Source organism: Brevibacillus sp. FSL K6-2834 (assembly GCF_038592925.1).
GTDB classification, from domain to species: Bacteria; Bacillota; Bacilli; order Brevibacillales; family Brevibacillaceae; genus Brevibacillus; species Brevibacillus borstelensis.
Genome location: NZ_CP151945.1, coordinates 3742573 through 3764197, shown reverse-complemented (window position 1 = coordinate 3764197; position 21625 = coordinate 3742573). Strand labels below are relative to the sequence as shown.

General features: G+C 52.4%; 18 protein-coding genes. 15 read left to right on the top strand and 3 right to left on the bottom strand.

Annotated features, from left to right (window positions below):
* Positions 1-174 precede the first annotated feature (174 nt).
* The 4 genes from NST96_RS18655 (at position 175) to NST96_RS18640 (ending at position 4397) form a co-directional block, all read left to right on the top strand.
* Positions 175-828, top strand: a complete 654-nt coding sequence (locus NST96_RS18655) for a hypothetical protein (protein WP_003386459.1) — start codon at positions 175-177, stop codon at positions 826-828.
* 31 nt (positions 829-859) lie between these two features.
* A complete protein-coding gene (locus NST96_RS18650) occupies positions 860-1465 on the top strand; it encodes a DUF4241 domain-containing protein (RefSeq protein ID WP_122959091.1) in 606 nt (201 codons plus the stop codon).
* Between the two features lie 149 nt (positions 1466-1614).
* A complete protein-coding gene (locus NST96_RS18645) occupies positions 1615-2136 on the top strand; it encodes a DinB family protein (RefSeq protein ID WP_031932748.1) in 522 nt (173 codons plus the stop codon).
* A 686-nt stretch (positions 2137-2822) separates the two neighbouring features.
* On the top strand, positions 2823-4397 hold the full coding sequence (locus tag NST96_RS18640) for an FAD-dependent oxidoreductase (protein WP_227278447.1): 1575 nt from the start codon (positions 2823-2825) through the stop codon (positions 4395-4397).
* 296 nt (positions 4398-4693) lie between these two features.
* Here the strand turns inward: NST96_RS18640 and NST96_RS18635 are convergent, their stop codons facing one another.
* The 3 genes from NST96_RS18635 to NST96_RS18625 form a co-directional block, all read right to left on the bottom strand.
* Entirely contained in the window at positions 4694-4867 is a 174-nt protein-coding gene (locus NST96_RS18635) for a hypothetical protein (RefSeq protein ID WP_155808082.1), read from the bottom strand.
* 251 nt (positions 4868-5118) lie between these two features.
* Positions 5119-6498 carry a DUF4179 domain-containing protein gene (locus NST96_RS18630; RefSeq protein WP_342404286.1) on the bottom strand — a complete coding sequence of 460 codons (1380 nt, stop codon included), beginning with the start codon at positions 6496-6498 and terminating at the stop codon, positions 5119-5121.
* Positions 6495-7061 (bottom strand): sigma-70 family RNA polymerase sigma factor, encoded by a 567-nt coding sequence (locus tag NST96_RS18625; protein ID WP_238986221.1) that lies wholly within the window; start codon positions 7059-7061, stop codon positions 6495-6497. The genes NST96_RS18630 and NST96_RS18625 overlap by 4 nt, the downstream gene beginning before the upstream one ends.
* Before the next feature lie 250 nt (positions 7062-7311).
* Between NST96_RS18625 and spoIIP the strand changes: the two genes are divergently transcribed.
* From spoIIP to pdxA, 11 genes are all read left to right on the top strand, one after another.
* Positions 7312-9204, top strand: coding sequence for a stage II sporulation protein P (spoIIP, locus tag NST96_RS18620; RefSeq protein ID WP_342404285.1), 1893 nt, complete (start codon positions 7312-7314; stop codon positions 9202-9204).
* Positions 9205-9636: 432 nt separating this feature from the next.
* The gene (locus NST96_RS18615; protein WP_003386449.1) at positions 9637-9972 is read left to right on the top strand and encodes a potassium channel family protein; all 336 of its coding nucleotides are present in this window, start codon (positions 9637-9639) and stop codon (positions 9970-9972) included.
* 196 nt (positions 9973-10168) lie between these two features.
* Positions 10169-12052, top strand: coding sequence for a PrpR N-terminal domain-containing protein (locus tag NST96_RS18610; RefSeq protein WP_327986079.1), 1884 nt, complete (start codon positions 10169-10171; stop codon positions 12050-12052).
* Between the two features lie 224 nt (positions 12053-12276).
* The gene (locus NST96_RS18605; protein ID WP_003386447.1) at positions 12277-13608 is read left to right on the top strand and encodes a four-carbon acid sugar kinase family protein; all 1332 of its coding nucleotides are present in this window, start codon (positions 12277-12279) and stop codon (positions 13606-13608) included.
* Between the two features lie 4 nt (positions 13609-13612).
* Positions 13613-14653, top strand: coding sequence for a TRAP transporter substrate-binding protein (locus tag NST96_RS18600; protein WP_031932754.1), 1041 nt, complete (start codon positions 13613-13615; stop codon positions 14651-14653).
* A gap of 67 nt (positions 14654-14720) precedes the next feature.
* Positions 14721-15236 carry a TRAP transporter small permease gene (locus NST96_RS18595; protein WP_003386445.1) on the top strand — a complete coding sequence of 172 codons (516 nt, stop codon included), beginning with the start codon at positions 14721-14723 and terminating at the stop codon, positions 15234-15236.
* A gap of 2 nt (positions 15237-15238) precedes the next feature.
* Positions 15239-16513, top strand: coding sequence for a TRAP transporter large permease (locus NST96_RS18590; protein ID WP_003386444.1), 1275 nt, complete (start codon positions 15239-15241; stop codon positions 16511-16513).
* Positions 16514-16550: 37 nt separating this feature from the next.
* Complete coding sequence (locus NST96_RS18585) at positions 16551-17819, top strand: lactate racemase domain-containing protein (RefSeq protein WP_172920806.1); 1269 nt, start codon at positions 16551-16553, stop codon at positions 17817-17819.
* Between the two features lie 31 nt (positions 17820-17850).
* Positions 17851-19296 carry an aldehyde dehydrogenase family protein gene (locus NST96_RS18580; protein ID WP_024985646.1) on the top strand — a complete coding sequence of 482 codons (1446 nt, stop codon included), beginning with the start codon at positions 17851-17853 and terminating at the stop codon, positions 19294-19296.
* A gap of 27 nt (positions 19297-19323) precedes the next feature.
* Complete coding sequence (locus NST96_RS18575; RefSeq protein ID WP_003386440.1) at positions 19324-20526, top strand: hydroxyacid-oxoacid transhydrogenase; 1203 nt, start codon at positions 19324-19326, stop codon at positions 20524-20526.
* A gap of 33 nt (positions 20527-20559) precedes the next feature.
* On the top strand, positions 20560-21564 hold the full coding sequence (pdxA, locus tag NST96_RS18570) for a 4-hydroxythreonine-4-phosphate dehydrogenase PdxA (protein ID WP_031932757.1): 1005 nt from the start codon (positions 20560-20562) through the stop codon (positions 21562-21564).
* Positions 21565-21625: the final 61 nt, after the last annotated feature.

Sequence of the window (21625 nt, the reverse complement as noted above, 5' to 3'; positions counted from 1 at the left end):
GAGGATGGCATACTGCTGCCGTGAATCTCGGGATGACGAGACACATCCGGCACCGGTGCGGTCTATGGACAGCTTGCAGGAGCATACGATGGAATGTCAGGAGCCGCCAAGGATGCTCCAAAAAATGGTTAAATAAGGAAATCATATCGATACTTAAGTATGGTGGTTTGAACATTGAAAATACAATACGTTCAAAAAGAAGTGTTCCTCGGCAATCAAAAGTACTTTTGTCTCACAGTTGATACGGTCAATCTGTATTCATGCGAGTTCGACAAGAATATGTACATGATTTTCGGGGATCAGCGGGCATTGCAGGAGCTTGCTTGCATTTTTCTTCTCGCCAGTCAGAATAGAGACAAAATCATTTATTTGCGCCATACGGATAAGTTTCTGCCCGAAGATTTGCATTCGTTTTCTACAAGCGACAGAAATGATGAATTGGTTTTGCTGCACCATTCTTTGCAGGCGAACACCGGACTCTGGAAGGACCTGAGGGAGCGGTTTCGCACCCAAAAAGGGAACAAGAAAAGCTATACCTGCAACCCGAGAAGGTTTGCCGATCTCGGTCATGACGATTATCAAAAGTTTGCCTTCGCAGAAAACAAAGACAAGATATTGGTCAAAAGCAAATATGAAACGCTGTTTTTGATTGGCAGCAAAAGCGTATTTGAAGTGGCTTCCGGCTTGTTTGAGCCGCTTTCCAGAGCTGGTGCAGGAGAATATCGAAGAAATGGCGGACACGCTCATGTGCATCTCGACATTTTTACAGGAAAGCACCAGGGGTTATGCGTCGATTACTACGACAAGGCATTATGGAACAAAAAATAATGGATTCAGGGAAAGGTAGGAAACCGCACAAATGTCAAATCTGTTGAACGAATTAGCCAATGCCGAAAGCAAAACGCTGCGCCCAGAGATTCTCGAACAGCTTAAAGTGATTTCCGGCAAGATTGTCGCCTGTGACCCTCTTATTTCCCGGCATACCCCATTTGAGAGGACTATTCAGCCAGGTGCGTACCCAGTCATTGCCTGGTGGCACGTGGAAGAAAACTGCATCGCAGGAGCTGAACTGAAGCTTTCCGAGTCCCGGCCGGTTCGTTGGGAAATGGCTACAGTGCCTGGGCAGAATGTAGAAGAACTGGAAGAGGGGTATATATTCGGCTACCCGGTTGATACGGGCCTCGGATGTTTTGCTGATTTAAAAGCGATCGAGAAAATGGACGAGCTGGAGGAAAAGCTGCAAAGCGAACGCGGCGAGGATTTTATCAGCTTATACGACGACCTGATCGATGACTTGATGACCGAGCATGACGATGAATGGTGCAATGCGGTTACAGACGAGGATGCGGGACTCAATGTAATTATTTTTCGCTCAGGATACGGAGACGGCTTTTACGCTACTTATTGGGGGATTGACGAAAGCGGAAAAATTGTTTCGCTCGTAACCGATTTCCAGGTCATCTAACAAGCGATTGAAATAGAGAACAAGCTCGCTTGGCTCAAACAAAATGGCTACCAAACATTGTTCCTCCATTAGTAACAGCGACAAACGACATGAGCAGTCGCGTGATGAAAGGAGAGTCTTCGACAGAAAGCAAAGAAAGGAGCAAGTCTATGAATTTTCAACTGAAAGAAGCCATTGAAATTCTTGAGCGAACGCCACAGGCTTTGGAGCATTTCTTGTCCGGTGTATCCAATGGATGGCTGCAATGCAATGAAGGCGAAGGAACCTGGAACGTCTCCGAAGTGATTGAGCATCTGATAGAAGGAGAAAAACACAATTGGATACCGAGACTGGAATTTATGCTTCAGGAAGGAGAGGGGAAACCGTTTCCCCCGTTTGACCGTTATTCGCACTTGAATGAAAAGCTTGAACGATCGATTGAACAAAAGCTGCTGGAATTTACAATGATCCGAATGCAAAATATCGCCAAACTAAAGGAGCTTGTTGAACCGGAAGCGCATCTTGAGGTGACTGGCTCTCACCCTGCATTCGGTACAGTGAAGGTCCGAGAACTGCTGTCTACGTGGGTTGTTCACGATTTGACACATATAGCGCAAATCGTACGGGTAATGGCTGAAAGGTACAGAACGGACGTGGGGCCTTGGAAAGAGTATTTGGGCATATTGAAATAGCGAATTGCCTGTAAACGTGTAAGGACTGGAAAAAGGTCGTTCCATCAGAGAAAATTAACTTTCGATAGCAGACATCCTTTTGAAGCTGGTCTAAGCTAGGCTTGCCCGTTGTAAAGTCTTCTTTTCCGTTGATGGAACGCCGTGTGCGATGAAAGTCGCCCGCACGGTGTAGGCTCGAACGAAGCTCCTCGCAAGAAGAAGGAGATAAGTCGAGAATAGCGAAGAACCAGCGCCCATTTCAAATTTGCATGTCTTTGGCGTAACAAAACGCGCAGACGGTTCCGTAGTTGTCTTTTTAACCTTTGCGGAGCCTGCCGGTGCTGCCTCGGTTGCCTTTCAGTACTCTACAGACCAGGATACATGGGTAGATGCAGAGCCAGACAGACCTGTTACGTCCACAACAAGCTACCTGAACATCCGGCTGCCCGATCGTGCTTCCGGTTTGTATTATTTCCGGATGATCGTCGAAGAGGGCAAGCGTGCTGGAGTATCCAATGTGGCAAGTGGAAATATTTAGCAAAATGAGGGGGGCAGCCATCAACGGCCCTCGGGGTAGCCCGGGGGTTTTTTCGTATTTCTCGAAGAAGATAAAAAAGGAAATTTTATATTTATTGAAACATTTTTTGCCAATTAATCGTAACTATAAGTAGAGATACCCAAAAACTGGAGAAAGCGAGGGAGAGAGAATGAGAGAGCTTCATGCCGATGTTGTGATTATTGGCGGGGGAACAGGCGGATGTGCAGCAGCTCTGGCCGCAGCCAAATCAGGAAAATCAGTCATTATGACGGAGGAAACGGAATGGATTGGCGGCCAATTTACCAGTCAAGCAGTGCCGCCGGATGAGCATCCCTGGATTGAACAGTTTGGCTGTACGCGCAGCTATCGCACATTCCGCAACAGTGTCCGCGATTATTACCGCAATCACTATCCGATGACGGCCGAGGCGAGAGCAATTCCCAATCTGAATCCCGGCAATGGCTCCGTCAGCCGTCTCTGCCACGAGCCGCGGGTCGCTCTGGCTGTTTTTTATCAGATGCTCGCTCCGTATATAAACAGCGGGAGATTGACTGTTCTGACCAACCACAAGCTTCATTCCGTCTGTGTGGACGGCGATGAGGTGTTGTCCATCGTTGTAGAAGATACAAGGCATCATGAGCAGATCGAACTCGCGGCTCCCTATTTCCTGGACGCTACCGAATGCGGCGACGTGCTTCCTCTGGCAGGCGTGGAATATGTGCTCGGAGCAGAATCGGTGGAGGAGACAGGCGAGCCAAACGCCGTCGTCGGTCCGCCGCAGCCAAACGATATTCAGGCATTTACGTACTGCTTCGCCATGGATTATCTGGAGGATGAAGACCATACGATTGAAAGGCCGGAAACCTACGGCTTCTGGAGAAGCTACAAACCGGATTTCTGGCCGGACAAGCTGCTTAGCTGGACAGGCTCCAATCCGCGAGACACCACGCAAGCTGTACGATATGAGCTGTTTCCGGGAACCGAGTATTTTCCGTTATTCACGTATCGCCGGGTAGCAGACCCCAAAAATTTCCGGGACGGCTTGTACAAAAGCGGGGTTTCCCTCGTCAACTGGCCGCAAAATGACTACTGGCTGGGCTCTATCATTGATGTACCGGAAGAAGAGCGGCAGCGCCACCTTTACATGGCTAAGCAACTGAGCATGTCGCTTCTGTACTGGATGCAGACGGAGGCTCCTCGCCCGGATGGAGGACAAGGATACCCCGGGCTGCGTCTCCGCAAGGATGTCGTCGGAACAGAGGACGGGCTTGCCATGTACCCGTATATTCGCGAATCCCGGCGGATCAAGGCTGAATTCACTGTACTTGAGCAGCATGTCAGCGCGGCATGCCGTCAAACGGGGAAGGCGGAACCATTCCATGATTCCGTCGGTGTGGGGAGCTATCGCATCGATTTGCATCCGAGTACCGCAAACCGCAATTACGTCGATGTCTCCACCTATCCATTCCAAATTCCGCTGGGCAGCCTCATCCCGGTGCGCGTGAACAACCTTTTGCCTGCAGCGAAGAACCTCGGCGTCACCCACATCACCAATGGCTGCTTCCGGCTTCATCCGGTGGAGTGGAACGTCGGCGAGGCTGCCGGATATTTGGCGGCATACTGCCTCGAATACGGCCTGACCCCTCGTGCTGTCCGCAATACGCCTGCGGAGCTGCAAAAGTTCCAGGCATTCTTGTATTCGGAAGGTGTGGAGTACTTCTGGCCGACGATGTACGCGGTGTAGACGAGGATCAGCGAGTGGTTCAGCGGTAAACGAACTGGCAACGCAAATAATCCCGATCAAGTCTTCCGAGTCCGGTATTGCGCCGGACTCGTTTTTTCATTAATAGGGAACCGGAAGGATAAAAGATAGAAGTATGAGAAACAGCCAGATGGCCTCTAGTGCCTCGGATTTTGAAACGGCTTGAAACGGTGGGACTCATTGGTCTTTTTCTGCAATGGGGGATAGAGGGAAGTGTAGTCGGATTAGAGTAGGTGCTTCAGTATTTTAATAGGAGAGGGGTAGCCGTACAAATAGCCTTACCTGTCCTTGCCATCCGTGAACATTCTTACGAGCTGCACAGATGCAATTAACGATAAAATCCAGGCAATGGCCGCCAGTCCGCTGTCCAACGAATGGCCTGTTGTAGCACTTGCCAGCGAATAGATCGCAACGGCCCCAAAAAGAACCATCAGCATTTTTAAAATTTGCATGAATCCTCCTATTTTTGCGGGAATCAGGTACGAATCATCCTGTTTGGATTAGATAGGGAAGCGACCCCGTTTAGCAGACCGCGATGTATTTACTTGCGTTAACTCACTGTTTTTTTATTATTTTACAAAAAAGGAAATAAGGATACAAACTGGACCTAAGAAAAAAGCTGACACTTTCGAGAGTGTCAGCTTCCGTCTGGCGGTGACATGGGCAGTCTGGCCGTCCCCAAAGCCTAGCGAACTCGTATAGCTTATTTGCCGTCAATGATGGGAACAAGCCCATCCATCTTGATTTCCTGAAAGTCGATTCTCTCCGTGTCGACCTGGTAAGCATCCTTTTTCGGAACAGAATATGTGCGAATGAAGGAGCCGTTTTGAAAAATTTCATTGTCGTAATTCAAGCCGTCTACTTTCAATACGGTTTCTTCCGACAATGCCTCTCCTGGCAGCAGCACATGCAGCTTTTGATCTTTGTAGTAAGCCTGGAGGATTCGGCCGGTCTTGTTTCCAAACGGCGCTTCCAGCGGGAATTGCCCGCTTCGCTCCAGCGTAAAATGGCCTGTTTTCATTGTTGAAACGGTTGCACCATCAAACTTCAGAGACAGCTTTTGCGGAACATCGCCATAGTACAGGGAAGGAATCATATCCAGATAGAAGGAGTCAGCCATATGTCTATACCCCTGAATGGGGTTGCCGTCAGTTGCCGGCTTGTACTCCCTTCCCTGGTCATCCACCAGACGGGGATTGATCAAGCTTTGGAGTTCAAAGCCTTCCTTCGTTTTTGCCTGCAGATGTACCCGCGTAAGGGTCGGCGTCATTTCTATTTCTTCCATGGCGAGTTCGCGAAGCAGGTCCTGTTTCCCGAGCTGGGGCTGGTTGTTCGTAGCTGTCGGCTGAATGCTTTTCTTTGCCGAGACGACTTCCTCCGGCAAGGGCAGGGGGACTTCCACGAGCACCTCTTCGCCATTGTGGGATTGTTTCACGAGCTGGATGGGCAGAGCCGGGTTTGGCTGTTTCAAAAGCGCATCCATGTCGTCGTCATCCATCATGTATCTCGACTTGAAAATAAGATAGTGGGTACCGTCGATTTGCTTCCATTCGTAGGACGTGCCACCTGTTTTCCCGATTTTTCCAATAGCGGTAGTCAGTTTTGCAAAAACGAAATCCGCTTTTTTCTCTTCATCATTTTCGCTTGCGACGTCGTCGATGATTTTCCCCGAGATCAGCATCGTGAAGATGACCCTGCGGTGGTCGATCATCGCTTCCTTGACCTCAACGGTATAACCGTTTTGCTCTTTTTTTACCGAATGCAAAATGGGGTAGCCGTTTCTAAGGGCATTGGCAAAACCTTCGTCAGGGGCCAGCCATTCGAATTTCGCCGTTGACTGGATCGCGTTGTTTTTTACGAATAGGCCTCCAAGGCCAAGTGGATTCCACACGGCTATTACCAGCGCACAGGAAACGGCGGCTCCGGTCATCCAAGCAGCTGTTTTCCACCGGAACTGCCGGTTTCGCTTTTCCACTTTATCCATCACTTTGGCTTCCAGCTCGGACAGGCGGAACGGATATTTTTGACGAAGCTCCTGCTTGGCTGATTCGGCAAATTCTCTCCATACACGATCTTCCTTCATCTTCCGGCCTCCTCGGACATGATCTTTCTCAACTGCTTTCGCGCCCGGCTCAATCTGGTCCGGACAACCTCCTGCGACACGCCCAGGATGTGGGCAAGCTCCTTGATCGTCAAATCCTCGTAGTAGTGCAAGATGACGACCTGCCGATACTTGGGGGCAAGAGACATGACCACTTGAAAAATGTCTTCCCGATGCAGCCTGTCTTCCACTTCCTCCTCGACGCTGTCTTTGGCGTCCTGATCCAGCATGCTGCCCAGACGCTCATCCACCACCGTCCAAATATGGCGGAATGACCAGGAGCGAAAGTGCTTTTTCGCTTCATTCATGGCAATCTTGAACAGCCAGTGCTTGATGTCGCCTTCGCCGCGAAAGGAATCCAGTGCGCGATACGCTTTGATAAATACTTCCTGTGTGATGTCCTCCGCAACCGCGTGGTTTTTGACCGTCAGGCAGAGCAGATGGTACACCTTTTCCCCGTATTGCTGCATCAGCCATCTGAGGGTCGCTTCCCGGCTTCTCGTGAGCGTGATCGGCAGGGCTTCCAAGTCGTTCAATTGTTTCACCTCATTTATTGTTCCTACCAAGATTGATCCGGCTGAAGCAGAAAGTGTGACAAGAAACTTCATTTTTATCAGGGAACGAAGCCGGGATCGTTTGTACCCATTTTTTTATTGATTTCCGTTCAACATTTCCGTTTCATTTTACAGACAAAAAATGTCGCACGGTGAAGGAAAATGTAGATGAATCTAGAAAATCTAATCATTAGGATAGATTTTCCAATGCCGAATACTCGAACAGAGGGGAACGAGATTGTTGCATGCACGATTAAAAGTCGCTTTGATCGCCAGTTGTTTTTTGTTTTTGCTGCTGCCGCCATCTTGGGTGCGGGCGGCTACCCATATCGAGGTAGCTGTTGATCAGCTGAATATTCGCAGTTCTCCGGGTACAACCTCCCAAATCGTCGGAACCATCACCAAAGCTACACGGCTGCCGATCATCAAGCAGCAGAAAGACTGGACACAGGTGAAGCTCACGGATGGGAAGACAGGCTGGGTCATCAATAAATACGTCAAAATGATTGAAATTCAGCAACCGAAATATGTTAAGAGCAATGTAGACATGCTGAATGTTCGGGCCGAACCGAATGCGACGGCACAAATTTTGCAAATCATCGACAAAACCGGCGTCTATTTGCAAACCAAAAAGCAGGGAGATTGGGCACAGATCAAGCTGTCTGACAAAGTGAGCGGCTGGGTCAATGCACGTTTTCTAACGGAAACGTCTGCTCCTGCCCCCAAACCGGCACCTGCTCCTGCGCAGCAGCCTGCGACCACGCAACCACCGGCTTTATCGCAGAATCCTGCGACCACGCAACCGCCAGTTTTTTCGCAGAATCCAGCAGCACCGCCAGTGCCAACGCCAATCCAGGCGACGACGCAGCCGCCATTGACGACACAGACTCCTGGTCCGTGGGAAGCACCTGTACCGTCAACAACACCTGCTGTCCCGGCTGCTCCGCCATCCTCATTTACGCCAAGCAACGGACAAGCCTCCGGCACGATTATGCTGTCGGAAGGCTATGTAATATTTAGCGCGCCGGATTTTCTAAGTCCCGTGATCGGCCAGCTAAATGCCGGCACGGCCATCAACCATTACGGATATGCGGATGGCTGGTACAAGATCAGCTTCAACGGCGTCTATGCCTATATTTTCAATCCTGTTGCAGGAGGGCAGCCTGGACAGGGACAGCCGGTCAGCACTCCAGGGGCCGGGGTAAGCACTCCGAATCCGGCGGGACAAGCTCAGGCATCGATTCGCGTAAAAAATCCCGACACGAATTTACGGTCTGGCCCCGGAACCGAGTACGCCGTCATTGGAACCGTTCAGCCCGGTGAAGTATACCCAATCGTGCAGACAGCAGGAGACTGGTATGTGATCCGTCGCGGCGACAATACGACCGCCTATATCGCAGGTTGGGTCGTTGATCGCATTCAGCCGGGAGGCCAGCCGGCGAATGGAACGAACGGCCTTGGCGTCGGATACAACCACGGCATGGTCGGAAATGAGACCGTCTACATCTACCACACACATAACCGCGAGTCGTGGCGAAATGTGGCCAGAAATACACAGGGCAGCTCAGTGGATGACCCCGAGATCAATATTACACTGGTCGGAAAAAGGCTCGGTGAGCTGCTGCAAACAAGAGGCATCCCCACGATGGTGAACCGGGACGACTTTGCGCAAAAGCTCGCGGAGCAAAAGAAAAGCTATTCGCTTTCCTATTCGGAATCGTACAAAGCTGTAAGCGCAGCTGCTGCGACAAGTCCGTACCTGAAATACATTTTCGATATTCACCGCGACAGCGACGAGCCTCGCAGCAAGGTTGCCATTACGTTGAATGGCAAGACGTATTCGCGCATCTTGTTTGTGATCGGGACGGCCAATCCGAACTATTTGGAAAACAAGAAGCTGGCGGAACATCTGCATGCCCGTCTGGAAGCCTCGTATCCCGGCTTGTCGCGGGGAGTTATTCTGAAAGGTTCAAACCAGGGGAATGGCGAGTACAATCAGTCCATTTCCGGGGGAAGCCTGCTTTTGGAATTTGGCGGAACGAACAACACATTGGAGGAGTGTTACAATACGGCAGAAGCGTTTGCCGATGTGTTTTTCAATTACATGCTGGAATCCCAAATCGCTTACCACTAAAAGCACGATTCTTTTCGCAGCATCTGCGGAGAGAATCGTGCTTCTTTTTGCAAGCTGTGAAAATCGTTTGGTCATAAAGGTCAGGGTGTTTACAATCTGCCTGCAGCCAAGCGGCTCTGAGGGTTGCTTGTCGGTCCAGGTGGGTACGGCTATCAGGAGGGTTAAACAACGGCAAAGGCTTCAGTCCAACTGACCGTACTCCTTTACGCGACGCAAAGTGTCTTTCGGGACGAAGAACTCGGCCTTTCCGATGATTATTGTGGAAGCCCTCGGGCCAGAATGGGAAGCCCAGACACCGACAGAGGGAACTCCCAACGGGGAAGGCGCTGCTAGGCCACGAAAGCCTTGGATATTTTTGCAGACAGGGGGGAACAATTTTAGGCAAAACGAGCTGGTGTAAAATGGAATTCAGCCGGAAATGGAGCACCTGCCATGATTTCATTTTTTTTGACTCTGACACGCATGCTGAAAGGCTTGCTGCATGCTTTCAAAGAAAAAGATTTTCAGGTTATTTTTACGCTGGTCGTCCTTTTGCTGCTGTCTGGCACTATTTTTTATCATAATGCGGAAGGGCTTTCCATTCTCGATGCTTTGTATTTTTGTGTGACAACCCTGACGACAGTGGGGCATGCCGGCTTTATTCCGCAAACGAACGAGGGAAAAATATTTACCATGATCTACATTTTTGCGGGAGCGGGACTCACCTTCAGTGTTGTCGGCCGGATCGCCATCGGAATCTACCTCTCCCAGCGAGACAGGAGCAAATAATCTGGAGCAGACGGACCTCATGGCTTTTACGATGAGGTTTTTTCTGTTTCATCTACAGGGGTTGAACGGAAAATCAATGCTCGTCCAAGAGAATTTCCCACCCCCTATTGAAAAGGGAAAAGTAATTCTTGTACACTGTATGTATCAAATTGCAACATGGAGCATGGTGATATGTTGCGCAAAAGAGGGGTTTTTCTTGACTCGTATCCTGGTAATTGCCCCGTATCCGGGGATGCGCGATGTTTTTCTCGAAGTAAAAGAGGACATGCCAAGCGGCGCTCAACTGGATGTGGAAGTAGGCGACCTGTACAAAGGCTTGGCCTTGGCGAAGAGCCTTGAAGAGAACGGATATGACGTGATCATCAGCAGGGGGGCGACCGCTCGCCTGCTCCGAAAGCACTGCAATCTGCCGGTGGTGGAAGTGAAAATATCCGGCTACGATATTCTGCGGACCTTGACGCTGGTCAAGGGCTACACTGGCAAAGTCGGCTTGATGAGCTACCTGAACACGATCCAGGGCGCCGATGCGATCGGAACGCTGCTGGATATGAACCTGACCTTTTTTCCCATTGATCAGGAGGAAGAAATCGAAAACGGCTTGAAGCTGGCTCTGGCCCAAGGCGTCCAGGTGATTATCGGCGACGTGATTTCCACCTCGATGGCAACGAGGATGGGCTTGCAGGCGATCTTGATTACCTCGGGAAAGGAATCGGTGACAGAGTCGATTTCCGAAGCAGTGCATATGGCGTATTACACCCGGCGCGAAAAAGCGGCGCGGCAGCGGATGGAGGCCGTGATTCAGCGCTTTCCGGAAGGCATCGTTGCCGCTGACAGGGAGGGACGCGTCTTCGTCTTTAACCAGCAGGCAGAGGAATTGTTCGGGATCAGATCTGAGCATGCGCTGGACAAACAGATCGAAGAGCTTCATCCGCTGTTGAATATGGACAGCGTGTTGAAAACAGGAGAGCGGTCTGCCGAGGAAGTAGTCTCGTTAAACGGTGAAAAAGCGCTGCTCACCAAACAAGCGCTGCTGCTAGATGAGCAAGAGGACGGCGGGTTTGCGGTCATTTCATCCGCACGCCGGATACAGAAAGCGGAGTCGCAGATTCGCCAGTCCATCACGGGCTTTGAGCACCGGGCCAGCATGCATTTCAACCAGCTTGTGGCAGGTTCGGACAAAATGAAAGAGACGCTGAAAATAGCGATGCAAGCAAGCCAAACCGAATTGCCCGTGGTGATTTACGGGGAACCGGGGACAGGCAAGCAAAGTCTCGCCCAGGCGATCCACAATGCGGGACGTCGAAAGGACTTTCCGTTTGTCTTCTTCAACTGCGAGGCCTATACGGAGGAGCAGCTACCTCTGGAGCTGTTCGGGAGCGAAGGAGCGCTGATCAAGCGCGGGGCGTTTGAAATGGCCCATGGCGGCACCCTGTTCATCGACGCTGTCGGCAAGCTGCCGCTATCTGTGCAGGCGATGCTGTTCAATGTCCTGCAGGAAAACAAGGTGAGCCGAATCAACGGTACAACACCGATATCCGTCGATGTTCGGGTTATTTGCGCCAACGGCCGAAACTTGAAGAATTGTATCGAGGATGGCAGCTTCCGCGAAGATGTATTTCACCTGATCAACGGGTTTTCCCTTGTGATTCCGCCGTTGCGCGAGCGAAAAGAAGACATCGACGACCTGGTTCGCTGGTTCATCGCTTCTTTCAATGCCCGATCCGGGAAACAGATCGTCGGGGTGCGCCCGGAATTGCTTCATTTGTTAAAGAGGGCCGACTGGTACGGCAATATTCAGGAATTGAAATCAGCCGTTGAGAAAATGTGCCATGCTGCAACAGGTCCTTTCATCGAGCGGATGGAAGCGGAGCATATCGTAACCGAGCTAGGCAAAACGGCAGACGCCCAATCGCTGGGAAGCGGGATTGACATCAGCGGAAAAACACTGGAGGAAATCGAGCGGGAAGTGATCTGGCGCGTGCTGCAGGAAGAGGGGCAGAACCAGTCGGAAGCGGCAAAACGACTGGGGATCAATCGGTCGACACTGTGGAGAAAATTAAAGCAAACGACAAGCGAATAGACGGAAATCTTCAAAAAGCAACGAGCAGATAGCTTGTTGCTTTTTGTTATGGGAATCATCAGTTTTCTTAAAATGTTGCAAAATGAATCGAAGAATCGAAAAATTAGTATTGAATTTTGCAACTAATTCGTGTATTTTAATTATGCAACACATGAAGTTGTGCGAGGTGCTGAAGAGGTGATCGGCTCGAACGGGTGCCATGCAGCAAAGAGGTGATTGTTTGATTGGCTAGGATAGTCGTTATCGCGGACGATTTGACCGGAGCAAACGATACGGGTGTGCAGTTTGCAAAGAAAGGCTTTCGGACTGTATCGCTGTTTGATCCGTCAAAGCGTCAAAGCGGACAAGCAGCTGACGTCTGGATTATCAACGCGGAGACCAGGTCGCTTGATCCGGCGGAGGCATATGCAAAAAACAAGGAAATGGCGGCACATTTGCATCTCCATACCATTCCCTGCGTCTACAAGAAGATCGATTCAACCCTGCGCGGGAATGTGGGGATTGAAATCAACGCACTCATGGATGACGGGCCGTTCGATCTGGCGGCGATTATTCCGGCGTATCCGGCCAACAACCGGACGACGATCGGCGGTTATCACTTGGTCAACCAGGTTTTGCTCGAAGACACCGAGTTCGCCCGCGACCCAAAATCGCCTGTGAATGAATCGCATCTGCCGACTCTTTTGGGCAAACAAACGAGCCGGGCGGTGGGACATATCGATGTAAGAACGGTTCGCGGCGATCGCGACAGGCTGGTTGCTGCAATCAACAGTCAACATGCAGCGGGCTTGCGGCTGATCGTTTTTGACGCCTTTGACCAGTCGGATATGCAAAAGGCGACAGAAGCACTGGTTGCTTCCGGTAAGCGCGTGCTGTGGGTGGGCTCTGCGGGGCTTGCCGATGCATTATCCAATGAGCTTGCCCCCCGAGGAAATTTGAAACCGCTTCAATTTACAGACAAAGGGGAAAGCGTTGCGATTGATGCTCCTGTTTTCGTGATTGCCGGAAGTGTAAGCGCTATTACGGCGGAGCAGATTGAGGTACTGAGGGGCTTGCCGAAGTTCCGCATCGTGACGGCCGATCCGCTGGCTCTATTAAACGAAGAGACTGCTTATCAGGAAAGGATGCGGGTAGAAGCAGAGATCGTATCAAGCATTGACGATCAGCTTGTGCCCGTACTGAGTACAGATTCTTCCGAAAGCATGCGAAGGGCAGTTGCAGAGTGGATGGAACGCACGGGAGAAAGCGGTTTTGCAGTCGGCAACGCGATCGCGGATTTCCTGGGAGAAGTGGGGAAAAGCGTGTTTGCCAGGCGCATGCTGAGCGGATTTGTTCTCACCGGCGGCGATATTGCCTACCGTACCTGCCTGCACCTGGGTGTAGAAGCACTGCAAATCGTAAGTGAAGTGGAAGAAGGCATTCCGCTTTCCGTCATCATCGGCGGTTTGGCGGACAAGCTGCCTGTCGTGACCAAGGCAGGAGCATTTGGCAATCGTTTTTCCTTGGTGCATGCCGTGGAAAAAATATACAAAACGACTTTGATAGAGGGGGAATAGAAGAATGAAAAAAATGTTTAGCACGCTGGTCGTCTCGACTATGGTTCTTTTGACCGCATGTGGCGGCGGAGGCAGCGAGGCAAAACCTGCTGACAGCGGAAATGCCGGCGGACAGCAAGCAGCCGCTTCGGGTGAAGCAGTCACTTTGAAGGTAGGTCACACGCTGGCCGACACATCCCACTACCAGGTGGGTCTGGAGAAGTTCAAAGAACTGGTAGAGAGCAAAACCAATGGCTCCGTCAAGATTGAAACCTTCCCGAACGGTGCGCTTGGCGGAGAGCGCGACATGATCGAGGGTCTGAATGTCGGCTCCATTGACATGGTCCTTTCTTCGACTGGTCCGATGAGCGGTTTTGTACAGGAAGTAACGGTTGTGGACCTGCCGTTCCTGTTCCGCGACGCTGATCATGCACACAAAGTGCTGGATGGTGAAGTGGGAACCGATTTGCTGGCGAAGGTTGAAAGCAGCATGGGTGTGAAAGCGCTTGCTTGGTGGGAAAACGGGTTTCGCCACGTCACCAACAACGCCCATCCGGTCACGAAGCCAGAGGATTTGAAGGGCTTCAAGATCCGTACGATGGAAAACGACATCCACATGGATTCCTTCAAGGCGATGGGCGCACAGCCGACGCCGATGGCTTTCACCGAGCTGTTTACGGCTCTGCAGCAAGGAACGATTGATGCGGAAGAGAACCCGATTCCGGTTATCATGACCTCCCGTTTCTACGAAGTGCAAAAGCACCTGTCCCTGACTCGCCACTTCTACTCTCCTTCGATCCTGATGATGTCGCAGGCCAAATTCGATGCGCTTTCGCCAGAACAGCAAAAGGCGATTGAAGAAGCGGCGCTGGAAGCAGGGAAATTCGAGCGTGAAACCGTGGCCGAGATGGAGAAGCAGTACTTGAGCGAGCTGAAGTCCAAAGGCATGGAAATCGTGGAAAATCCGGACCTGCAGCCGTTTGTTGATACAGTGAAACCCGTTTACGAAAAATACGAACCGCAATTCGGCAAAGAGCTGATCGAGAAAATTCGCAATACTCAGTAAGGTCTGGAGATTGATGGAGGCGGATAGGGGGACCTATCCGCCGATTCATAAGGTGGGGTGAAGTCTTTTGCAGGCGATAGTAAAAGCGATTGACGGTGTAAACAAGGTGTTGCGTTACGCAATTGCATTGCTTCTGGCCGTGATGACGGCATTGATCGTATACCAGGTGGTTGCGCGCTTGCTGAGCGGTTATATCAATATCGATATCCCCCGTTGGACGGAGGAACTCGCTCGCTACGCAATGATTTGGCTTGTGTTGATTGGAACATCTCTGGCTGTTCGCTACAGTGCATTGATTGGAGTGGAGGCAATCGCAGAACGCCTTCCCGCCCACTTGCAAAAGGTGCTTCGTATCATTGTATTGCTCGTTTCCATGGTCTTTTTCGTCGTCTTAATCGTGTATGGTTTTCAAATGCTTGCCCATGTTGGAAAACAGCTTTCCCCAGGTTTGAAAATCCCCATGACCATTCCGTATGCATCGCTGCCGATTGGCGGAGTGTTCATGTTGCTAAATTCGATAGCGGTTCTGATCGAGGTGGTCACCGGAAAAATGAACCGCGAATTTTTCAAAGGAGCTGAATAACGATGGCAGCTGTCATGATGATTTCGCTATTGGTGCTGCTCCTTTTGAGCGTGCCGGTCGCTCTGTCTATCGGCCTTGCTTCCACGGTCGCTTTTATGAACGACGGATCGATGCCGCTCATCGTTTTGATCCAGCGGATGTTTGCCGCACTCGATTCGTTTCCGCTGATGGCGATTCCCTTCTTCATCCTCGCCGGTTCGCTGATGGAGTCGGGGGGTATTTCCCGCAGGCTCGTCAACTTTGCCAATTCGCTGGCAGGGGGAATGACGGGAGGCCTCGCAGTGGTAACGGTCGTGACGGCCATGTTTTTCTCCGCGATCTCCGGTTCCAGCGCGGCGACTACTGCTGCGATCGGCTCGATCCTGATTCCGGCGATGGTGAAGAAGGGATACGACATCCGCTTTGCCGGAGCGACACAGGCTGTATCCGGAGAGCTGGGGGTCATTATTCCCCCGTCCATTCCGATGATCTTGTTCGGTATTTCCGCTGGAGTGTCCATCGGCGATCTGTTTATCGCGGGATTCCTTCCTGGGATCATGATCGGCGGCTCGCTCATTCTCGTATGCTGGTACATTTCCAAGCGGCGCGGCTACAAAGGCGAGACGGGCATTACCTGGTCGCATCGCTGGCAAGCGTTCAAAGAAGCGCTGCTTGCCCTGTTGATGCCGGTCATTATCCTGGGCGGAATTTACGGGGGGTTCTTTACACCGACAGAAGCGGCAGTGATCGCCGTCCTGTATGCATTGATCGTCGGCGTGTTTGTGTACCGTGAAGTCAAATGGAAGCAATTGGTGGAGATTTTCTCCAAGTCGGCAATTACGACGTCGATCATCATGATTATCATTTCCGCGGCAGGAATGTTCGGTTGGATTTTGACGCGCGAACAGGTGCCGCAAAAAATTGCCGCCGCGTTTACCGCTTTTTCCGACAATCCGATTATCTTCCTGGCCTTGATCAATTTGCTGCTGATCTTTGTCGGCATGTTCTTTGAAACGTCTGCTTCAATCATCATTCTGGCGCCGCTGTTGACGCCAATCGCCGTTCAGCTTGGCATTGATCCGGTTCACTTCGGCATGATCATGATCGTCAATCTGGCGATGGGGATGGTAACGCCGCCGGTAGGAGTGAACTTGTTTGTCGCCTGCCAGATCGCCGGGATCAAGCTGGAGGAGCTGACGAAAGCGCTCATTCCGTTCTTTATCATGCTGATCGTCGACATTCTGATCATCACCTATGTACCGGCGATCTCCACTTGGTTGCCGAGCTTGTTGAAATAACGACGTAAGTTCAAAGCGGGAGGCGCATATTTGTACCATGAACTTTCCAAAAATGATCAAAATCAGACAACGATTCACGGGACCAGTCGTTGCGGACATTGACGGAACCGTCAGCAAGCAGCTCGACAGCGCAGGGCTGAAGCAGAATGTCAAGCCGGGGATGCAGGTAGCCATTACAGCGGGCAGCCGGGGCATTGCTAACATCCAATTGATCATCCGGGCTGTCGTCCGCGAGCTCAGGCAGATGGGAGCTGAACCGTTCATCGTGCCGACGATGGGCAGCCATGGAGGCGCGACGGCAAAAGGACAGGTGGAAGTGCTGGAGAGCCTGGGGATAACGGAGGCCTTTTGCGGAGCGCCGATCCGTTCTTCGATGGAAGTGGAGCAGATCGGCCAGACAGAAGAGGGCATGCCGGTTTACGTGGACAAGAACGCTCTGGCAGCGGACGGGATCATCCTGATGGGGCGGGTAAAGGTGCATACCGATTTCAAATCGCCGATCGGCATTGAAAGCGGATTGATGAAAATGGCCGCCATCGGGCTTGGAAAACACAAGCAAGCCTTGCTGATCCACAGTCACGGGGTGACAGGCATCCGCGACATCATGCCCAAAGTGGCGCGGGTCATGCTGGCCCGTACAAAGATTCTTTGCGGCATCGCCATCGTGGAAAATGCGTTTGAACAGACGGCGCTGATCGAAGCGATCCCGACGGCACAGATTGAAGCCAGGGAGCGGGAGCTTTTGGCAGAGTCAGCGGCCTTGATGCCAAAGCTGCCCGCAGAAGAGATCGACATTTTGATCGTGGATGAAGTGGGCAAGAACTACAGCGGCACGGGAATGGACACGAATATCATCGGCAGGCTGCGGATTCAGGGGACGCCTGAACCCCAGTCGCCGCGCATCAAGTACATCATCGCCAGCGATCTTTCCGAGGCGTCGCACGGCAATGGGCTTGGCATCGGCCTGGCTGATCTGACCACGCAGCGTTTCTTTGACAAGCTTGACTTCAAAGCGATGAATGAGAATGTCATCACCAGCACATTCCTTGCCCGGGCGAGCATTCCGATCGTGCTCGAAAGCGACCGGGCAGCGTTAGCTGCAGCGCTGCGCGCCAACTGGGGCGTAGAGCCGGAAAAAGCTCGCATCATGCGGATTCCGAGTACACTTCATCTGGAGTACCTCTACGTATCGGAGGCGCTGCTGCCGGAAGTGGCCGAATTGCCGCATGTGGAAGTGGTGGGAGAATTGGCGGAGCTGGAGTTTGACGATCAGGGCTACCTGCCAAAAATGCAGCACCATCCGTAAGATCAAGCAAAAAAAGAGAGGAGTGTACGCCATGCAAGCACAGACTGGAAAAGGCACCACCGTGTACGGAAACTATATTGACGGGAAATGGCAAGTAAATGATGATATGTTCGCCGTGATGAACAAATATACGGGAGAAGAGCTTGCTCGTGTCAGCAAAGCGTCAAAGGAAGACGTGGAGAAAGCGGTAACGAGTGCTCTTCATACCTTTCATACGAAAAAGCTGAGTCCGGTGGAGCGCTATGAAATTCTCATGCGCGCGGCGGACATCATCAAAGAGCGCAGGGAGGAGCTGGCCCTGATTCTGGTCGCGGAAGTAGGCAAGGTCCTCAAAGACGCGCGGGGAGAGATCGATCGCGGCATTCAGACGTTGATCGCTTCTGCGGAGGAGGCGAAGCGAATCGCTGGGCAAGGCGTTCCGCTCGGCCAGCCGGGAAATGAAAACAAGATGGCCTTTACCGTTCGGGTACCGGTGGGGGTGATCGGAGCCATCACTCCGTTCAACTTCCCGTTCAACCTGACGGTGCACAAGGTCGGCCCTGCTCTTGCGGCGGGCAATACGATTGTGCTGAAGCCGGCGGAAATGACGCCGATCATCGCCATGAAGCTGGCCGAAATTCTGGAAGAAGCAGGGCTCCCGGCGGGCTTTCTCAACGTGGTGAACGGATTTGGTCCGGAAACGGGTCAATATTTGCTGGAGGACGAGCGCATCGCGATGTTTACCTTTACAGGCAGTCCTGGTGTGGGACGCCACATCAAGAGTACGACGGGCATCCGCCGGGTCACGCTGGAGCTGGGTAACAACTCGCCCAACATCGTCCACCGGGATGCGCCAGACCTTGGCAAGGCAGCCGAATTGTGCGTCACACGCGGCTTTTCGAACGCCGGGCAAGCCTGCATATCCGTTCAGCGCGTTTACGTGCACCGCGACGTGTACGACAGCTTCGTGGAGCAGGCGGTCAAGGTCGCTCACTCGCTCAAGGTGGGGGATCCGACCGATCCGGCGACAGATGTCGGTCCGATGATTTCGGAAAAAGAGGCGAAAAGGGCAGAAGCGTGGATCAGCGAAGCCATCGCACAAGGGGCAAAAGCGGCATGCGGAGGAAAGCGGGAAGGAGCGGTTCTTTACCCGACCGTACTGGTGGATGTAACGCCTGAGATGAAAGTGGTCTGCCAGGAGGTATTTGCTCCGGTAATCAGCATCATTCCGTTCGACGACATCGAGGATGCGTTCCGCCAGGCAAACGACAGCAGACTTGGACTGCAGGTCGGTCTGTTTACAGCCAACCTGCAGCTGGCGATGCGGGCTGTCCATGAACTGGAGTTCGGCGGAGTCATCATCAACGACGTATCGACATACCGTGCTGACGTGATGCCATACGGCGGAGTGAAAGACAGTGGCATCGGCAAGGAGGGCCCGCGCTGGGCAGTGGAGGAAATGACGGAAGAGCGGGTTGTCGTGATCAATCTGTCTTAATCGACAGGGAAGAGGAGAGAAGCGGGTATGAGACATACATGGGAGTTCTTTTCTACAGAGCGGATCGTATACGGGAATGGCTCGATTCGCGAGCTGGACAAGATTTTGCAGCGGATCAAAGCGAAAAATGTTTTTTTGATCACAGACCCCGGCATCAAGGGGGCGGGGATCGCCGATAAGGTGCTCCGTCTGTTGGAAGAAGCGCAGTATCAGGTGGTCGTTTACGATCAGGCTGTTCCGGAACCGCCGATCCAAACGGCGATCGATTGCTATGAATTTGCCAAGGCGCATATGGATACGGACGCGATTATCGGTTTGGGCGGCGGGAGCAGCATCGACTTGGCCAAAGTGGTAGCGCTGCTGATGGCCCATGGCGGACATCCGTCCGATTACTTTGGCGAGCACCGCGTGCCCGGCCCCATCGCTCCATTGATCGCGATCCCGACTACAGCGGGGACCGGTTCGGAAGTGACTTCCGTTGCCGTATTGGCTGACCTGGAAAACAATCTGAAAATCGGCATTTCGGACAACTATTTGCGCCCAGCGGTAGCTTTGCTCGACCCCGAGCTGACCGTCGGCCTGCCTCCGTACGTGACTGCCTGCTCTGGCATCGACGCGCTTTCGCATGCAATCGAAGCGTATACGGCGAAGGATTTTCGCTACATTCGGGCGGAAGGCGAATTGCTGTTCCAGGGATCGCTGCCGCTTGCCGACGCACTGGCGTATAAAGCCATCGAACTGATCGCGAAAAATCTCGTCCTGGCGGTTCAGCAAGGCAGCAATCTGGAGGCACGCGGAAACATGCTGCTCGGCAGCCTGCTTGCCGGCATGGCCTTCTCCAATGCGGGAACAGCGGCTGCCCACGCGCTGGCATATCCGATCGGCGGCTTGGTCAAATCGCCGCATGGTGAAGTGACCGGATTGCTCCTGCCTTATGTCATGGCGTACAACACAGACGTGGAACAGGAAAAAATGGCCAAAATCGCGCTGGCGTTCGGGGTGAACCCGGCAGGCAAGACGGAAAAGGAGTTGGCAGAGGTGGCCTGGCAGGAAGTATTCAAGCTGGTCGAAGCGATCGGATTGCCGACCCGCCTTTCCCAGATCGGCATTAAAGAAGAGGATCTGGCCGAGATCGCCAGCAAATCGCTCGGCATCAACCGGCTGATCCGCAACAACCCCCGTGTGCCAACCCAGAAAAGCCTGGAAGAGCTTCTGCGCAAAGCGCTGTAGCGGCGACTTTTGAAAGAACGGAGGAAAACGGCTATGACGATCAACAACAAGCCGATTATCGCGATCACGATGGGGGATGCTGCCGGGGTAGGTCCGGAAATCATCATGAAGGCGCTCCGGGATCGAGCGATTTACGATGCGTGCCGTCCATTCGTGATCGGCGACGCGAAAATGCTGGAGCGTGTCAAAGGAGTCGTAGGCTCGGACCTCGTCGTGCGCTCGATCTCATCTATTGAGAAAGCCGCGTTTGAACCGGGCATTGTCGAATGTCTGGATTTGGATCTGCTGCCTCACGATCTTCCGTTCGGAGTTGTTTCGGCGGAGGCTGGCAACGCTGCCTTTCGCTATCTGGAAAAGGCCATTTCGCTTGCAAATGAGAAACTGATCGATGCGATTTGCACGGCGCCGTTAAACAAGGAGGCATTGCACAAGGGCGGTCATCTTTATCCGGGTCATACCGAAATTTTGGCGGAATTGACGGGGACGGAAGATTACTCCATGATGCTCTCCGCACCGAAGCTGAAAGTGATTCACGTGACCACGCACATCGGACTGATCGACGCGGTGAAAAAGATCAATGCAGAACGTGTTTACAAGGTGATCAAGCTGGCCCATGAGACACTGCAAAAAGCAGGCTATGCCCAGCCGCGCATCTGTGTCTGCGGCATCAATCCGCATGCGGGGGAGAACGGCTTGTTCGGCTACGGCGAGGAGGAGGAAAAAATTGTTCCCGCTGTGGAAAAGGCCCAGCAAGAAGGCATCCAGGCGGTGGGGCCGCTGCCTGCGGATACGCTGTTTTTCCGGACGGTGCGCGGCGATTTCGACATCGTGGTGGCGATGTACCACGATCAGGGCCATGGTCCGGTAAAGGTGCTTGGATTGGAGGCGGGCGTGAACATTACAGTCGGCCTGCCGATTATCCGTACCAGCGTGGATCACGGGACTGCCTTTGACATCGCCGGAAAAGGCATTGCCGATGAGCTCAGTTTGAAAGAAGCGCTTCGGCAGGCGATCGAATTGGCGCCGAAGCGCGTATAAAGTGAGGAAGCAGATAATGCACCAAACGAGACAGCAGTCGAGATGACCCTGCTGTCTCTTT